Genomic DNA, 15,955 nt, shown 5'->3' with positions numbered 1-15,955 from the left:
CCGCAGGCGTCAGGCGTCCGCCGGTGCCTCGCCGGTGGCGCCGGCTGCGTCGTTGGCGTTCGCGGACTCGATGGCACGGATCACGTCGGCCGCCAGTGCCGCGACCTCGGGGATGATGTCCGGGGCGGCGAGGGCGAGGTGGCACAGCGACCAAGTCAGCGTCACCACACGGGTCTTGCGGGCCTCCAGGGCGTCCAGGAGACGGCGGGACACCAACTGGGCGGCGTCCTCGCGAGCCGCGGGGTCGACCCAGGCGGTGGCGACGACAGCGAGGGCGGCCGCCTCGCACACCCAGTCCTCGGCGTTGCCCAGCACGTCGGCCAGGAGCTCACGGCGCCGGGACGCCGCCCACGGCTCGTCGGTGCGGTGGTGGGCGAGCCCCAGGCACGCCCAGACCTGCACGGCACGGATCCACAGGTCGGGGGCCTGCGCCGCGAGGGCCCGGCCGAGCTCGTCGTCGCGCGGGGCGGGCGGGTGGACCAGGACGCCCAGCAGGTCCGCCGGGTCGAGGCCGGACAGCACCACCGCGTCGTCGTAGGCGGCGGGCAGGTGCGGCCAGCCGTGCCACGCGACACGGCGCACCGCCTCGGCGGCCTCGGGCGAAGGGGGCCGCACGGCCGGGTGCGCGGTGGTGCCCTCGTACGTCCACAGCGGTGTGGTCACCGGGCGGGGCGGTGTCCGCAGGTCCGGTTCGGGGACGTCCTGGACGTCGAGGACGGCACGGGGGAAGGCCGTACGCAGGGCGAGCAGCGCGCTCGGGGGCTCGAGGGCGGAGACGGTGAGGCCCAGTTCGGCGTCGGCGGCGACCGGCTGCTCCAGGGCCTGGTGGAGCAGGCTGACGATCGCCTCGTTGCCGCCGGGTATCCAGTTCAGCCAGGGGCGGCCGCGGCCGAGCCGGGCCAGGAGCTCGCCTGCGTACGCGTGGTCCGGCGCGTCGCGCAGGTGGTCGGCGAGCGCGACGAGGTGCCGCGTGCCGCCGTCGAGCGCGTGGCGCAGGGCGTGCGCGGCCGGGGCCGCCTTGGGGTGGGCGGGGTCGGCCGCGACGGCGCGTTCCGCCCATTCCAGGCCTTCGGCCGGCCGTCCCAGTGTCTGCAGCAGTTCGGCGATGTCGATGCACAGGTCGAGATCGGAGGGGTCGCGGTGGACCTCGCGGCGCCACACGTCCAGTGCCTGCTCGGGGCGGCCGGCGCTGCGCAGCGCGTACCCCAGCATGACGGCGGCGGGGTGGCAGGGCTCCAGGGCGTACGAGTGCTCGGCCCACGCGACGGCGTCGTCGGCGCGGCCCATGCGGCGGGCGAGCGTGGAGCCGCACCACAGCAGCATGGAGTGGTCGGGGTGGCGGACGACGCTCGCGCGAAGGAGGTCGAGCAGCGGTGCCAGGGGCGCGCGGTGCTCCTCGTCGACCGGGTCGGGCAACCGCGGGGCCACGCCGGCGGCGGCGCGGGCGACGGTGTCCGGGTCGACGAGCTCCGCGATGCCGGGACGGCGCAGCCAGGCGACGTCCAGCCACGGCCGGTCCGGCTCGTGGCCCGCGCACTGGGCGAGCAGGGCCACGGCCTCGTCCCACCGCCCGGCGGCCGCGCACAGGTGCCCGCGCGCGGCGACCGTACCGACGTACGCGCGCTTCTCCGGCTCGAACCAGTCCAGGGCCTTTTCCGCGCCTCCGACGCGGGCGGCGAACTCGGCCAGTGCCTCGTGTGTCTCCGGCAGGCCGGGGTCCCGGGCGAGCGCGTCCTCCAGGTGGCGCGCCGCGTGCGTCAAGTCCCCGTCGGCCAGGGCGATCCGGGCGGTCGCCACCTCCCCCTCGGCCTCCAGCCGCTCAGCGTCCCCGCGCTCTCCGGACCGATCAGCCATGGCAGCTCCCCACCTCGCCCCTCCGCCGACTCCGGCACCCTAACCGAGCCCTTCGTCCCCACCCGTCGCACGGGGGTGGTCACAGGCGGCTGTCGTCGCCCAGGGCGGGGCCGGGTGACGCGACGCCGGTCAGCTTGCCGGGGTTGGTGAGCACGTACACGGTCGTGACCAGGCCGTCGGTGAGTTCGAGGGAGATGACGGTGTGGGGCAGGCCGTGGGAGGTGAGGACGAGGGAGGGGACGCCGTTGACCTCGCGGAGGGTGAACGCCGGGTCGGGAACGGAGGTGGGCGCGATCGCGTGGAGGAAGCGGGCGACCTTGGCCGCGGTCTCGATGACGCGCCGCGGGGCCTTCTGCACGCCGCCGCCGTCGCCGACCAGGCGCACGTCGGGGGCGAGGAGGGCGAGCAGGCCGTCGATGTCGCCGCCGAGGGCGGCGGCGAGGAAGCGCTCGGTGATCCTGGCGGTCTCGGCCGGATCGGCGTCGTAGCGGGCGCGCTTCTCCTCGACGTGGCGGCGGGCCCGTCCGGCCAGCTGGCGCACGGCGGGCTCGGCGCGGTCGAGGACGGCGGCGATCCGGGCGTACGGATAGTCGAAGGCCTCGCGCAGCACGAAGACGGCGCGCTCCAGCGGTGACAGCGACTCCATCAGGACGAGGACCGCGAGGGAGACCGACTCCGCGAGGACGACGCGGTCGGCGGTGTCGGGCACGGTGTGCGCGAAGTCGGTCGCGACGGGCTCGGGCAGCCACGGGCCGACGTAGGCCTCGCGCCGCGTCTGCACCTGCCGCAGGCGGTCGATGGCGAGCCTGGTGGTGACGGTCACCAGGAATCCGCGCGGTTCGCGCACCGCGTCCCGATCGGTGGCGGCCCAGCGCAGCCAGGCCTCCTGCACGACGTCCTCGGCGTCGGCGAAGCGGCCGAGCATGCGGTAGGCCACGCCGGTCAGGACGGGACGGTGCTCCTCGAAGACCGCGGCGGCGGCGGTGTCGTCTCCCACGCCTCCCATTCTTCCGGTCGCCCGCCGGCCGCGGCACGGCGGGGAGGTGCGGCGACGGCGGCGGGCGCGCCGGGCGGCGGTGGCGCACGATGCGGCAGGCCGGGGCACCCGGACCTCAACGCCGGGCTTCGGCACGCTCGTTGAGCGGTACACATTCGTTAGCGCAAGGAAACACTTCCAAAACCCGAACCGACCTCCGGGCGTACACAATCCCCCCACCATCAGCAGGCCGACCGATTGCCGCACCCCGAGGAGCACCATGTCCGCGCAGGCCACCGACGTGGCGAAGAGCTCACCGCCCGCACCGAGCAACCCGCTTGACCGCTACTTCCGCATCGGGGAGCGCGGGTCGACCTTCGGCAGGGAGATCCGCGGTGGCTTCGCCACCTTCTTCACGATGGCATACATCCTCGTCCTCAATCCGATCATCCTGGGGAGCGCGAAGGACAAGTTCGGACACACCCTGTCCACGGGGCAACTGGTCACCGCCACCGCGCTGGTGGCCGCCGTCATGACCGTGATCATGGGTGTCGGCGGCAACCTGCCGCTGGCCATCGCGGCCGGCCTCGGTCTCAACGCGGTCGTGGCCTTCCAGATCGCGCCCCTGATGAGCTGGGACGACGCGATGGGCCTGGTGGTCCTTGAGGGTCTGCTGATCTGCGTCCTGGTGGTCACCGGACTGCGGGAAGCGGTGATGCACGCGATACCCCAGCCGCTCAAACAGGCGATCAGTGTGGGCATCGGCCTGTTCATCGCCTTCATCGGCTTCGTGGACGCCGGTTTCGTCAGCCGCGTCCCGGACGCGGCCCACACCACGGTCCCGGTGCAACTGGGCGGCACCGGCGCGCTGTCGGGCTGGCCGGTGCTGGTCTTCTGCCTCGGCGTGCTGCTGACGGTCGCGCTGCTGGCGCGGAAGGTGAAGGGCGCCATCCTGATCAGCATCGTGACGATGACGGTGGTCGCGATCGTCATCGACGCGGTGGCCGACATCAAGAGCTGGGGCCTGACCACGCCCAAGGTGCCGGACGACGTGTTCGCGGCGCCGGACTTCGGGCTGCTGGGGCACTTCAGCCTCTTCGGGGCCTTCGGCCGGATCAGCGTGATCACCGTTGTGCTGCTGGTCTTCACCCTCATCCTGTCGGACTTCTTCGACACCATGGGCACGGTCGTCGGCATCACCGCCGAGGCGGGCCTGCTGGACGAGGAGGGAAAGGTCCCGAACCTGGGCCGGGTGCTGCTGATCGACGGCGCCGCGGCGGTCGCGGGCGGCGCCGCGTCCGCCTCGTCCAACACCGCCTACATCGAGTCGGCGGCCGGTGTCGGCGAAGGGGCGCGCACGGGCTTCGCCAACCTCGTCACCGGTGGGCTGTTCGCGGTCGCGCTGTTCCTCAGCCCACTGCTGACCATCGTGCCGCTCCAGGCGGCCGCGCCCGCGCTGGTGGCGGTCGGCTTCCTGATGATGACGCAGGTCAAGAACATCGGCTGGGACGAGTTCGAGATCGCCCTCCCGGCCTTCCTCACGATCGCCGTGATGCCCTTCACGTACTCGATCACCAATGGCATCGGCGCCGGGTTCGTCGCCTACGTCGTGCTGAAGGCCGTGCTGGGCAAGGCCAGGCAGGTGCACTGGCTGCTGTGGACGGTCTCGGCGCTCTTCGTGGTGTACTTCGCGATCGATCCGCTGGAGCAGCTGCTCGGCGTGCGGTGATCCGCCCGCGACCGCGGGGCGGCCGTCGCGCGGCGGTGAAGGACCCCGACCGGGACGGGGGCCCCCGGTCGGGGCCGCTGGCCGGGCCGGCGCTTGCGCGACGGCCCGTATCTGTTCGAACTACGGGCGGACCGCCGTAGTTCCCGCCCCGGCCCGGGTGTCCGGTGTGAAGTGCGGCACGCCGCCGCCGGCGGCTCGGACGCGACGGCGGGCGGGCGCCGCCCGAACGGCCCCGGACCCTCGTCGCGGGTTACGGGCAGCTGTCGGGCAGGCGGATGGCGGCTTGCGTCCGTGCAGTCCGCGCGAGCATCTGATCTCAATTCGGCAACGACAGGTTTGGGTTGCCCTTCCCCACTTAACCGCGCCCTTAGGTGCTTGATACATATGGTTGCGCGTTCCTGTCCGTCGACGGTCGCTCCTCCCCCACGCTTGCTCGCCGAGCCCTCGGCCGTCCATCAGGAACGCCCATGTCTTCGCGGACCGCTCCCTCGCGCGCCCTGCTGCCGCTCGTCGCGCTCTTCTGCGCCGGCTACCTCGCCCCGTACCTCATGCCGACCGTCGTCGGGCGGCTCACCACCGGGCTCGGGCTGAGCGGTTCGCAGGCCGGGGCCGTCGGGAGCGCACTGCTGCTGGCCTCCGCCTGCGCCGGGTTCGCCCTGGCCTCGCGGGTCGACCGGATCGGGCGGGCACGGCTGGCGAGGCGCGGTCTGCTGCTGATCGCCGGCGGCTTCGCGACCGCCGCGGCCACGCACCACGTGGCCCTGGTGGTCGCCGGCTGCGTCGCCGGGGGCTTCGGCTCCGGCACGGCCACGGCGGTGGCCGCCGTGGGCATCGCCGGGCAGCGGGAGCCGCACCGGGTCACCGTGCTCGGCCTGCTGGCCACCTCGGCGGTGGCCGGCACGCTCTACCTCGTGCTGCCGGCGCTCGGCGGCGGCCACGCCCTGCCACTGGCGGCCATCGGGGCGACGGCCCTGCTCGTCCTCCCGCTCACCCGGTGGCTCTCCGCCGCCCCCGCCCTGCCGTCGCGGTCCGAGGCCGCGGGAACGCTGCCGAACCGGCGCTCCGGCACGGTGCTTGCGGCGGCGATGCTGTGCTGGTCGCTGGCGCAGAACGCGCTGTGGGGCGTGAGCGGCCGCATCGGCCTGGACCGGGTCGGGCTGTCGGAGGCGGCGCTCGGCGTGGTCTTCGCGGTGGCGCTCGGCGGCGGGCTGCTCGGGGTCACCGCGGCAGGCGCGCTCGGCCCGCGGCTCGGCCGCGCCCTGCCGGTCGGCGTGGGCACCGCGCTGATCGCCGGCTGTGTGGCGGTCAGTTCCTCGGCGCACGACGCGACGGCCTTCGCCACGGGCGAGGTCCTGTGGAACACGTTCTATCCGGTCGTGCTCTCCTACGCGATCGGCCTGGCCGCCACGCTGGACGGCCGCGGACGGTGGGCGGTGTACGCCGGTTCCGCCTCGTCCCTGGGGGTGGCCTGCGGCCCGCTCACCGGTGCCGTGCTCGGCGCGCGGCTCGGCTTCCCCGCCATGGGCGGCGTGCTGGCCGGTCTGCTCCTGGTCGCCGCCGTGCCCCTCACCGCGGTCGCCCTCGGCTCCGCGACGGGTGGCCGCGGGCGCGCGGTGGCGGTGCGCCGGCGCAGGAGCGCCGCCGTCGCGGCCCGCTCGGAACTCGGCCGGGCCGCCTGAGCCCGAAGACCGGTGGCCACGACGGGGCACCTCCGGCGGGGTGCGCCGTCGTGACAGGCACCGACGGGATCCGGATCACCCCACTCGCCGAGCGCCCGGCGCTGATTCCGCGCATCGGCGGTGGGTCCGGCACGCCACGGATCGCGTCAGCCCAGTGCCTTGTCGAGATTGAAGGCCGCGCTGATCAGGGCGAGGTGGGTGAAGGCCTGCGGGAAGTTGCCGCGCTGCTCGCCGGTGCGGTCGATCTCCTCGGCGTACAGGCCCACGTGGTTGGCGTAGGTGAGCATCTTCTCGAAGGCAAGGCGCGCGTCGTCGGCGCGACCGGCCCGGGTGAGGGCCTCCACGTACCAGAACGAGCAGATGGAGAACGTGCCCTCCTCACCGCGCAGTCCGTCCGGGCTGGCCATGGGGTCGTACCGGTAGACCAGGGAGTCCGAGACGAGGTCCTTGCCGAGCGCGTCGAGGGTGGACAGCCACTTGGGGTCGGTCGGCGAGATGAACTTCGCGAGCGGCATCATCAGCACGGACGCGTCGAGCACGTCCTCGCCCTCGCTCTGGGTGAAGGCACCGCGCTTCTCCGACCAGCCCTCGCGCATGATCCGCCGGTAGATCGTGTCCCGCGCCCCGCACCAGCGGGCGTGGTCGGCGGGCAGTCCGCGGTGGTTGGCCATGCGGATGGCCCGCTCGATCGCCACCCAGCACATCACGCGCGAGTAGAGGAAGTTCTTCCGGCCGCCGCGGGTCTCCCAGATGCCCTCGTCGGGCTGGTCCCAGTTCTCCACGACCCAGTCGACGAGGCCGCAGACGGTGTCCCAGTGGGCGCTGGAGATCGGGGCGCCCCACTTGTCGTAGAGGTAGAGCGAGTCGATCAGCTCTCCGTAGATGTCCAGCTGGAGCTGACCGACCGCGCTGTTGCCGACCCGGACCGGCGCCGAGCCCCGGTGACCCTCCAGATGCGGGAGCTCGTGCTCGGGCAGTTCGGTCCGGCCGTCGATGCCATACATGATCTGCAGCGGGCCGTCGCACGTCCCGCCGCCGTCGCAGGCCCCGAGGGCCACCCGCTCGGACAGGAAGCCCATGAAGGCCTCGGCCTCGTCGGTGAACCCCAGCCGCAGCAGGGCGTACACGCAGAACGCGGCGTCGCGGATCCACACGTAGCGGTAGTCCCAGTTGCGCTCGCCGCCGATGCGCTCGGGCAGGCTGGTCGTCGGCGCGGCCACGATGGCCCCGGTGGGCGCGTACGTGAGCAGTTTGAGCGTCAACGCCGAGCGGTGCACCATCTCCCGCCACCGGCCCCGGTAGCGGGACTTGGAAAGCCAGCGCCGCCAGTAGCGGACCGTGGCCTCGAACTCGCCCTCGGCCTCGGTCAGCGGGCAGCCGCGCAGTTCGACGCCCTCGCCGATCTGGTCCAGCGCGAAGACCGCGGTCTCGCCCTCGGCGAGCTTGAACTGCGCCCACACGTCGGTGCCGTCGGTCTCCATCTGCACGCCGGAGGTCAGGGAGAGCGTCTGGACGGCGGATTCGAAGATCGCCTGGACCCCGTGGATGTGCGTGGTGTGCGGCACCGTCCCGTAGACGAAGCGCGGGGCGACCCGCACCCGGAACGGCAGCATCCCGCGGACGCAGACCACCCGGCGGATCAGCCGGTGGCGCCCCTCGTCGTCGGAGTCGTCCACGACCGGCATGAAGTCCTGGACCTCACCCATGCCTTCCTCGGCGAAGAAGCGGGTGATGAGGACGTTGGTGTCCGGGAAGTAGAACTGCTTGGTCAGGGCCGGTACGTCGGCTGCCAGCTCGAAGCTCCCGCCGCGTTCCGCGTCGAGGATCGAGGCGAAGATGCTGGGTGCGTCGAACCGGCCGCAGCAGTACCAGTCGATGGTGCCGTTGGTGCCGACCAGTGCGGCGCTGCGCAGGTCGCCGATGAGTCCGTGGGCGGCGATCGGCAGGTACCGTTCGCCGCCCACGGCTGCGGACGGGGACGCGGGGGCTTCTGCGGTCACGGTGGCCTCCTCGGTCGCCGGGCGATCCGGATGTAGCGACAAAAGCCACCATTCAGACTAGTCCCCCTTGGCGTCCCCGATCTCGCCGTGCTTCGTGCCCGCGACGTTTCCGGCGCTTTCGGTGCTTCCAGCGCTTCCGGCGCTTCCGGCGCTTTCCTGACCCGCTTCCTCGGCCCGGCCGGCGTCCTCGGCGTACTCGACCACCGCGTTCGCCTCGGCGACCCGCCGTTCGGCGATCGCGTCCTCCCGGCCCTCGTAGCCGGCCAGCACCTCCCGGGCACGGGCCAGCGCCCGCCCCGGCAGGCCCAGATCGGCCTCCAGCCAGGCCGCCATGAGCTGGGCGGCGCTGCGGTCGTCGCCCGCTTCGAAGGTCTCGGCGGCGCGCTCGGCGAAGGCCACGCCCTCCTCGTACGCGGCGCGGGCCGAGCCGTCGTCGTCCTCGTCCCCCGGCTCGTGGGGGCAGGCACGGACAGCCAGCTCGCCGCTCTGCCGGTACGTGCCGGCCAGCTCCGCGCGCAGATGGCGCGCCTCGCCCGCGTCACCTGCCGCATTCGCGGCCTCCAGCGCCGCCTCGCCCTCGGCGGCGGCCCGCGCCATGAGGCGGCGGCCCTCGGCGACACCGCCCTGTCCGTCGCGCAGGGTGACCCAGGCACGCGCGCGCCCGCAAGGTCCTGACCACCTGCGCCGGGCGGCCCAGGACCCGCCACAGCTCCTCGGCGCGGGCGTAGGCCCGTACGGCCTCGTCGGCCAGGCCGGCCCGTTCCAGGCAGTCGGCGGCGAGATGGGCGAGCACGGCGTGGTCCTGCTGTTCCTCCCAGCCCTTGGCGATCTCGGCGGCCAGCAGGAACTGCTCGGCGGCCGCGCGCGGCTCGCCCAGATCCTGCAGGCACTCCCCCAGCCACCAGCGGGCCTGGACGACGCGGCCCTCATGGTGCACGGCCTCCAGGTCCGGCAGCGCGGTCTCCAGGACGGCGGCCGCCTCGGCCGTCCGGCCCTGCCGCAGCTGCGCACCGCCCAGCACGAGCCGCGCCCAGGCGCCCAGGCCCTCGGCCTCCCCGCCCACCGGCAAGGCCCCGGGGGGCGGCGCGGGTAGGGCGATCTGGTGATCGCGGCCGCCGAATGCCGCACATCGTACGACTGTGCGATCGGGGACGACCAGGGGTTTCCGTGTGCGCGGGTGACGCGCGGTGCCCGTGAGGGGGCGACGCGGGCCGCCGTGCCCGGCGAGGTGCCGGGCGGTGGTTCACCGGTCGTGGGGCCGACGGCACACGGAACGAGCAGGAACGGCGGCGGAGATTCGACGGCCCCTACGAACAGCACCACCGACCGGAGCCGTGGAACACGGCGCCCACCCGACGCGACAGTCGGGTCCACCGCCTGCCGGCGACCGGCCCGAACACCGAAACGGCCGCAGAATTCGCCATTCGCCAGAACCGGCGGACCGTCACGAAAGGTCGAGGCCGGCGTCCGCGACGAGTCGCCGTCGAACGCGACGGCCTCATCAGCGACCCGACGCTGCGTTCAGGGCCATGACCTCGGGGATCATGTTCGCGTTCCCCGTGCTGCGGACGACCCTGAAGTGCACGGAGACCACCTTCCAGTGTCCGGCGATGCGACGCAGTCCGTGCGTTCCCCGGCCGTAATGCGTCCAGGTGTTGACGTCCGCGCTCTCGCCGAGAGCAGCGTGGTAGTGCAGCGACTCAAGGTAGTACGTCACGGAGGCCTCGTCGCCGTCGACAGTGACGATCTGGCTGCTGACCATGTGCTGAGTGAGATCAAGGGGCCCGAGCTGGCGCTGCCAGGCACTCTGCAGCGCGTCAGCCGTGACCACGCCCTCGGCCTCCGGATTCACACCGCCGTAATCGAGCGTCAAATTGTGAGAGATTTTCGGGACGTGCGCGCGACGAGTCACCGTCACGCCGCTGCTTTTCGGGTCCTCGGTGTCTCCGCCAACCCGGGACCGTTGAATTCAGACTGTGTGAGATATCTGATCCGCACCCCGGCGGGGACACCAAGGCGCTCCGGCCGGGCGGTCCCGGCACGCGCGCACGCCCGGGGCAACGCGCGCACACCGGGGCAAAAGGACGAATTCACCCCGCGCCGGGGCCGTATCCCCGTGTCCTGCGGTAGACATGCGGGTCGTGACGGACGAACTGACCTACGACCACGCCGGCATCACCCGGGACCCCGACGCGGCGCCGCCGCCCGGGTTCCACCGGCTGCGGGAGCGCACGCGGCTCGGCGAGGGCCCGGAGGTCCTGGCGGCGGCCACCCGCGCCCTGTTCGGCTGGCGGATGCACCGCGCGACGGGGCTGCGGGTGCCCGCGGGCACCCCGGACGCCGCGCCGGGGGTGCGGGTGCCGCTGCGGTTCGGCCCCGTGAGCGCTCCGTGCCGGGTGGTGTGGGCCGAACTCGGCCCGGAGCGAGCCGGGTTCGCGTACGGGACGCTCGCCGGGCACCCCGAGCGCGGCGAGGAGTCGTTCGTCGTCGTCCGGGAGCCGGACGGCACCGTGTGGCTTGATGTGACGGCCTTCAGTGGACCCGGCGGGTGGTACGTGCGTCTACTGGGCCCCTTGGGACGCGTCACTCAGCGTGTCGTCGCTCGTCGGTACGGACGATGTCTGCGCCGATTGTCGCAGGACGAAACTATTGAAAAGGGGAGTTAATCGACATGGAACACCCTTTACCCGTCGGTCACAGTGCGTTCGCGATCGCGCAACACGTCTTCGGCATGGTGTTTGCATGCCAGATCTGACGTCCGCCACGACCAACTACCGCCGGCATCGCGATCATTGGCGTCGCGGCGTCGTCGTGGTCGCCGCGCCCTTCGTCGCGGTGGCCACGGCCGGCCTGATCGCCGGCCTCGTCGGGCACGGCCCGGACGGCCCTGTTCTGCTGGGCGCCTCGGCCGCCGCCCTGATCGCCACGGCCGGCTTCCACACACGGTGGGCACGCCGCCACAGCCCCGCACCACCACCGGCCGGCGGCGGCACCAGCACCGGTACCGGAACGGCGGAGCCGGGGGAAAGCTCCGCCGCCACTGGTCAGGACGCCGGGACGGCGCTGTGGCGGATGCGCACCACCGTGCGCGACGCGCCCGGCAGCCTCGCCGCCGTGACCACGGCATTGGCCGCCCGGGACGTGGACATCCTCACCCTCCAGACGCACCCGCTGACCGACGGGACCGTCGACGAGTTCCTGCTGCGCGCCCCGGCGGGCCTGCCCGCCGGGGAGTTGACCCGCGCAGCCGACGCCGCGGGCGGCCGCGACACCTGGACCGAGCGGGCCGACGCCCACGACCTCGTCGACGCCCCGACCCGGATGCTGACCCTGGCCACGCGCACCGCGATGGACGCCGCGGAACTTCCGCTGTCCCTCCGCCAGTTGTTCGGCCGCTGCACCATAAGGTCCACCCCGTCCGGCCGGCCCGGCGGTGACATCGCCGAGGACACGCTGGAGGAGACCGTCATGCGGCTGCGCGACCCCGCCGGAGGGACGATCACCGTGGAACGCGCCTATCTCCCGTTCACCCCGACCGAGTTCGCCCGTGCCCGCGCCCTGGTCGAGCTGGACGACCGGCTGGGCGTCCGGGTCCCGGAGCACCGGGACGTCCTGACCCTGCCCGAGGGCAACGAGATCACCGTCCGCCGGGCCGGCCCCGAGGATCTCGCGGCCGCCCGGGACCTGCACCGGCGCTGCTCGCCGGCCACGCTGGCCCACCGCTACCACGGTCCGGTCCCCGACGTGGACCGCTACCTGACCCACCTGCTCGGCCCGCGGTTCGGCCAGACCCTCGCCGTCGAGACGGTCTCAGGCCGCGTCGTCGCCCTCGCCCACCTGCTGTGGGACGGCGACGAGACCGAGGTCGCGCTGCTCGTCGAGGACGCCTGGCAGCGCCGCGGCATCGGGCTGGAACTGCTCCGCCGGCTGGTCGCCCAGGCCGTGGAGGCCGGGTGCGGATGCGTGTACGCGGTGACCCGGTCGACCAACACCGGGATGATCGCGACGATGCGCCGCCTGGACCTGCCGCTGGACTACCAGGTCGAGGACGGAACCCTGGTCATCACCGCGACGCTGTCGCCGGCCGAGGCGAGCGCTCCGCTGCGCTGAGCGCGCGGTCCAGGTCGTCCCACAGGTCGTCGGCGTCCTCCAGCCCGACCGACAACCGCAGCAGCCGGTCGCTGACGCCCGCGCCGTGCCGGTCGTCCTCGTCCACGATGCGGTGGCTGATCGAGGCCGGGTGCTGGATCAGGGTGTCGACGCTGCCGAGGCTGACCGCCGGGGTGATCAGCCGGACCCCGGCGATCACCTCGTGCGGGTCGCCGTGCACCTCGAAGGCGATCATGGCGCCGCCGATCCGCGGGTAGTGCACCCGTGCCACCCGCGGATCCGCGGCCAGCCGCCCCACCAGCGCCACCGCCGTCGCCGACGCGGCCCGCACCCGTACCGGAAGCGTCGACAGCCCGCGCAGCAGCAGGTATCCGGCGAGCGGGTGGAGCACGCCGCCGGTCGCGAAGCGCACCTTGCGGAGCACGCGGGCGAACTCCTCGTCGCAGGCGACGACCCCGCCCAGTACGTCACCGTGGCCGCCGAGGTACTTGGTGGCGCTGTGCAGCACGATCCGGGCGCCGCTCTCCAGCGGGCGCTGAAGGACGGGCGTGGCGAAGGTGTTGTCGACGAGCAGCGGCACCGTGCCGCAGGAGTGGGCGACCGCGCGCAGGTCGACCTCGGCGAGGGTCGGGTTGGCCGGGGTCTCCACGATCACCAGGCCGGTGTCGGGCCGGATGGCGTCGGCGATGCCGGCGGGGTCGGTCCACGTCACCTCGGTGCCCAGCAGCCCGCCCGACAGCAGGTGGTCGCTGCACCCGTACAGCGGTCGCACGGCCACCACGTGGCGCAGGCCCATGGCGGCGCGGGCCAGGAGGGTGGCGGTGAACGCGGCCATGCCGCTGGCGAAGGCGACGCCGGCCTCGGCGCCCTCCAGCCGGGCCAGCCCGGTCTCGAAGCGGGCGACGGTGGGGTTGTCGAGGCGCGAGTAGACCGGCGCCCCCTGCAACGCGGCACCCGTGGCGGCGAAGTCGTCCAGCCGGGCGGCCTCGGCGCGGCTGTCGCGGGAGGGGTAGGTCGTGGACAGGTCCAGGGGGACCGCGTGCAGGCCGAGATCCGTGAGGTCCTCGCGGCCCGCGTGCACGGCCTCGGTGGTGAGGGCGCGGGGACGGGATGGGTGCTGGGCTGTCGTGTCCATGGCCCGATGCTGAACAGCTACCGGTCCGTTGTGGTGATCGCCCGTGTTAATTTCGGCCGGTGTCCGATTCTGTGCTTCTGGATCCGGTCGACCTCGAGATTCTGCGGCTGCTGCAGAACGATGCCCGGACGACCTACCGGGACCTCGCCGCCGCCTGCGGGGTCGCGCCGTCCACCTGTCTGGACCGGGTCAACCGGCTGCGCCGCACCGGGGTGATCCTCGGCCACGAGCTGCGGGTCGACCCCGCCCGGCTCGGACGCCCCTTGGAGGCACTGCTGTCGGTCCAGGTCCGGCCGCACCGCCGGGAGCTGATCGGCCCGTTCGTGGACCGGGTGCGGGCACTGCCCGAGTCACGGTCGCTCTTCCACCTCACCGGCCCCGACGACTACCTCGTCCACGTCGCCGTCGCGAGCACCGGCGATCTTCAGCGCCTGGTCGTCGACGAGTTCACCTCGCGGCCCGAAGTCGCCCGCGTCGAGACCCGGTTGATCTTCCAGCACTGGGACTGCGGGCCGCTGCTGCCGCCCACGTCAGCAATATGATCCGCAATGGTGATGACGCGGCACGGCGGTCCGTACCAGGATGGCACCATGTCCGACACCACCAGCAGCGCGCTGCCCCGTACGGTCGCTGACGCCTACGTCGACGCGGCCACCGAACTCGACCCCATCACCGCCACGTATCTGGGCGTCCGGACCGGGCAGGACCGGCTCCCCGACTTCTCACCGGCAGGCCTGGAAGCCCAGGCGGACCTCGCCCGCCGCACCCTTGCCGCACTCGACGCCGCCGAGGTGCCGGACGACGACGAGCGCCGCTGCGCCCGGCTGCTGCGCGAGCGGCTCACCGCGGAACTGGCCGTCCACGAGGCGGGCGAAGGTCTGCGCGCCGTCAGCAACCTGCACTCCCCCCTGCACTCCGTCCGCGGCGTCTTCATGCTCATGCCCACCGAGACCGACGAGGACTGGGCCGCCGTCGCCGCCCGGCTGCGCGCGGTCCCGGAGGCCCTGGCGGGCTACCGCACCTCCTTGGAGGAGGGCCTGGACCGCAAGCTGCCGGCCGGTCCCCGCCAGGTCACCACCGTCGTCGTGCAGCTCGGCGAATGGCTGGAGGACGAGGCGGGCAGCTGGTTCACCCAGTTCGTCAAGGACGGCCCGCAGGCGCTGCGTACCGACCTGGACGCAGGCGCCGCCCTGGCGACCGGCGCCGTGGCCGCGCTGCGCGACTGGCTGCGCGACACCTACGCCCCCGCCGTCGAGGGCACCTCCGACGCGGTCGGCCGGGAGCGCTACGCCACCTGGGCACGCTACTGGACCGGCTCCGACCTCGACCTGGACGAGGCGTACGCCTGGGGCTGGGTGGAGTTCCGCCGTATCGAGGCCGAGATGCGGGCCGAGGCGGAGAAGGTGCTGCCCGGGTCCACCCCCATGGAAGCGCTCGCCCACCTCGACGAGCACGGCGAGGCCGTCGAGGGCGTCGACGCCGTACGCGACTGGCTGCAGGCCCTCATGGACGAGGCGATGAGCGCGCTCGACGGCACGCACTTCGACCTGGCCGAGCCGGTGAAGCGGGTCGAGTCCCGCATCGCCCCGCCCGGCAGCGCCGCCGCGCCGTACTACACCGCGCCCTCGCTCGACTTCACCCGGCCGGGCCGCACCTGGCTGCCGACGCTGGGCCGCGAGCGCTTCCCGGTCTGGGACCTGGTCAGCACCTGGTACCACGAGGGCGTCCCCGGCCATCACCTCCAACTCGCCCAGTGGGCCTACGTCGCCGACCGGCTCTCCCGCTACCAGGCCACCCTCGGCCAGGTCAGCGCCAACGCCGAGGGCTGGGCCCTGTACGCCGAGCGCCTCATGGACGAACTCGGCTTCCTCACCGACCCGGGCCGCCGCCTCGGCTACCTCAACGCCCAGATGCTGCGCGCCACCCGCGTCATCCTCGACATCGGCATGCACCTGGAACTGCGCATCCCCGACGACAGCCCGTACCGGCCCGGCGAGACCTGGACCCCGGAACTGGGCCGCGACTTCTTCGGGGCGTACAACGGGCTCAGCGCCGCCATGCTCGACAGCGAGATCATCCGCTACCTGGGCATGCCCGGCCAGGCCATCGGCTACAAGCTCGGCGAGCGTTCCTGGCTCGCGGGCCGGGAGGCCGCCCGCGCGGCCCACGGCGACGCCTTCGACGCCAAGGCCTGGCACATGGCCGCCCTGTCCCAGGGCTCCCTGGGCCTGGACGACCTCGTCGACGAGCTGTCCCGGCTCTGACCGCGCCCGTCCGGCGGCGGTCCCCCACCGCCGCCGGACGGCCGGCGGCAGCGGCGTGGCGGGTTCCGTCGAGTGACTGTCCGGTAACGCCCTGTTGACGGAACGCGGGGCGGATAGGCTGCGCATATGGGGGTGTTGCTCGACGTCTGTACGGATGCACCGGTCCGCCGGTGCCGCCACGCGACCGCCGCGGCGCGGACGGACATCG

13 protein-coding genes are annotated in these 15,955 nt (G+C 73.4%); 6 read left to right on the top strand and 7 right to left on the bottom strand.

What is annotated here, in order from left to right; translation table 11 throughout:
* Window positions 1-9: 9 nt before the first annotated feature.
* Both RV983_RS31715 and sigJ read right to left on the bottom strand, forming a co-directional pair.
* Complete coding sequence (locus RV983_RS31715; RefSeq protein ID WP_475989138.1) at window positions 10-1,854, bottom strand: tetratricopeptide repeat protein; 1,845 nt, start codon at window positions 1,852-1,854, stop codon at window positions 10-12.
* A 79-nt stretch (window positions 1,855-1,933) separates the two neighbouring features.
* Complete coding sequence (sigJ, locus tag RV983_RS31710; RefSeq protein ID WP_475989137.1) at window positions 1,934-2,851, bottom strand: RNA polymerase sigma factor SigJ; 918 nt, start codon at window positions 2,849-2,851, stop codon at window positions 1,934-1,936.
* A 259-nt stretch (window positions 2,852-3,110) separates the two neighbouring features.
* Between sigJ and RV983_RS31705 the strand changes: the two genes are divergently transcribed.
* On the top strand, window positions 3,111-4,559 hold the full coding sequence (locus RV983_RS31705; protein WP_475989136.1) for an NCS2 family permease: 1,449 nt from the start codon (window positions 3,111-3,113) through the stop codon (window positions 4,557-4,559).
* A gap of 467 nt (window positions 4,560-5,026) precedes the next feature.
* The gene (locus tag RV983_RS31700) at window positions 5,027-6,238 is read left to right on the top strand and encodes an MFS transporter (protein WP_475989135.1); all 1,212 of its coding nucleotides are present in this window, start codon (window positions 5,027-5,029) and stop codon (window positions 6,236-6,238) included.
* Window positions 6,239-6,384: 146 nt separating this feature from the next.
* On the opposite strand, the gene RV983_RS31695 is transcribed toward RV983_RS31700, so the two are convergent.
* The 4 genes from RV983_RS31695 to RV983_RS31680 form a co-directional block, all read right to left on the bottom strand.
* Window positions 6,385-8,238, bottom strand: a complete 1,854-nt coding sequence (locus RV983_RS31695; protein ID WP_475989134.1) for a glycoside hydrolase family 15 protein — start codon at window positions 8,236-8,238, stop codon at window positions 6,385-6,387.
* A 57-nt stretch (window positions 8,239-8,295) separates the two neighbouring features.
* Window positions 8,296-8,835 carry a hypothetical protein gene (locus RV983_RS31690; protein WP_475989133.1) on the bottom strand — a complete coding sequence of 180 codons (540 nt, stop codon included), beginning with the start codon at window positions 8,833-8,835 and terminating at the stop codon, window positions 8,296-8,298.
* Complete coding sequence (locus tag RV983_RS31685; protein WP_475989132.1) at window positions 8,777-9,301, bottom strand: hypothetical protein; 525 nt, start codon at window positions 9,299-9,301, stop codon at window positions 8,777-8,779. Before RV983_RS31685 ends, RV983_RS31690 begins: the two co-directional genes overlap by 59 nt.
* Window positions 9,302-9,739: 438 nt before the next feature.
* Window positions 9,740-10,111, bottom strand: coding sequence for a nuclear transport factor 2 family protein (locus RV983_RS31680; protein ID WP_475989131.1), 372 nt, complete (start codon window positions 10,109-10,111; stop codon window positions 9,740-9,742).
* A gap of 259 nt (window positions 10,112-10,370) precedes the next feature.
* Between RV983_RS31680 and RV983_RS31675 the strand changes: the two genes are divergently transcribed.
* Entirely contained in the window at window positions 10,371-10,904 is a 534-nt protein-coding gene (locus RV983_RS31675; RefSeq protein ID WP_475989130.1) for a DUF1990 family protein, read from the top strand.
* A gap of 76 nt (window positions 10,905-10,980) precedes the next feature.
* Complete coding sequence (locus RV983_RS31670) at window positions 10,981-12,348, top strand: N-acetyltransferase family protein (RefSeq protein ID WP_475989129.1); 1,368 nt, start codon at window positions 10,981-10,983, stop codon at window positions 12,346-12,348.
* Here the strand turns inward: RV983_RS31670 and RV983_RS31665 are convergent.
* The gene (locus tag RV983_RS31665) at window positions 12,302-13,483 is read right to left on the bottom strand and encodes a trans-sulfuration enzyme family protein (protein WP_475989128.1); all 1,182 of its coding nucleotides are present in this window, start codon (window positions 13,481-13,483) and stop codon (window positions 12,302-12,304) included. The genes RV983_RS31670 and RV983_RS31665 overlap by 47 nt on opposite strands.
* Window positions 13,484-13,542: 59 nt before the next feature.
* On the opposite strand from RV983_RS31665, the gene RV983_RS31660 reads away from it, so the two are divergent.
* On the top strand, window positions 13,543-14,025 hold the full coding sequence (locus RV983_RS31660) for an Lrp/AsnC family transcriptional regulator (protein ID WP_475989127.1): 483 nt from the start codon (window positions 13,543-13,545) through the stop codon (window positions 14,023-14,025).
* Between the two features lie 48 nt (window positions 14,026-14,073).
* Complete coding sequence (locus RV983_RS31655; RefSeq protein ID WP_475989126.1) at window positions 14,074-15,747, top strand: DUF885 domain-containing protein; 1,674 nt, start codon at window positions 14,074-14,076, stop codon at window positions 15,745-15,747.
* The last annotated feature ends 208 nt before the right edge of the window (window positions 15,748-15,955 follow it).

Source organism: Streptomyces sp. RLA123, from assembly GCF_056270165.1.
Note: the sequence above shows the minus strand (reverse complement) of the source record. Positions and strands in the feature narration are given on the sequence as shown.

Bases quoted from the DNA above. Each gene is read 5' to 3' on its own strand.
- RV983_RS31655 (WP_475989126.1), top strand. From the start codon at position 14,074: ATGTCCGACACCACCAGCAGCGCGCTGCCCCGTACGGTCGCTGACGCC.
- RV983_RS31675 (WP_475989130.1), top strand. From the start codon at position 10,371: ATGCGGGTCGTGACGGACGAACTGACCTACGACCACGCCGGCATCACC.
- RV983_RS31670 (WP_475989129.1), top strand. From the start codon at position 10,981: ATGCCAGATCTGACGTCCGCCACGACCAACTACCGCCGGCATCGCGAT.
- RV983_RS31700 (WP_475989135.1), top strand. From the start codon at position 5,027: ATGTCTTCGCGGACCGCTCCCTCGCGCGCCCTGCTGCCGCTCGTCGCG.
- RV983_RS31705 (WP_475989136.1), top strand. From the start codon at position 3,111: ATGTCCGCGCAGGCCACCGACGTGGCGAAGAGCTCACCGCCCGCACCG.
- RV983_RS31690 (WP_475989133.1), bottom strand. From the start codon at position 8,835: ATGGCGCGGGCCGCCGCCGAGGGCGAGGCGGCGCTGGAGGCCGCGAAT.
- RV983_RS31665 (WP_475989128.1), bottom strand. From the start codon at position 13,483: ATGGACACGACAGCCCAGCACCCATCCCGTCCCCGCGCCCTCACCACC.
- RV983_RS31715 (WP_475989138.1), bottom strand. From the start codon at position 1,854: ATGGCTGATCGGTCCGGAGAGCGCGGGGACGCTGAGCGGCTGGAGGCC.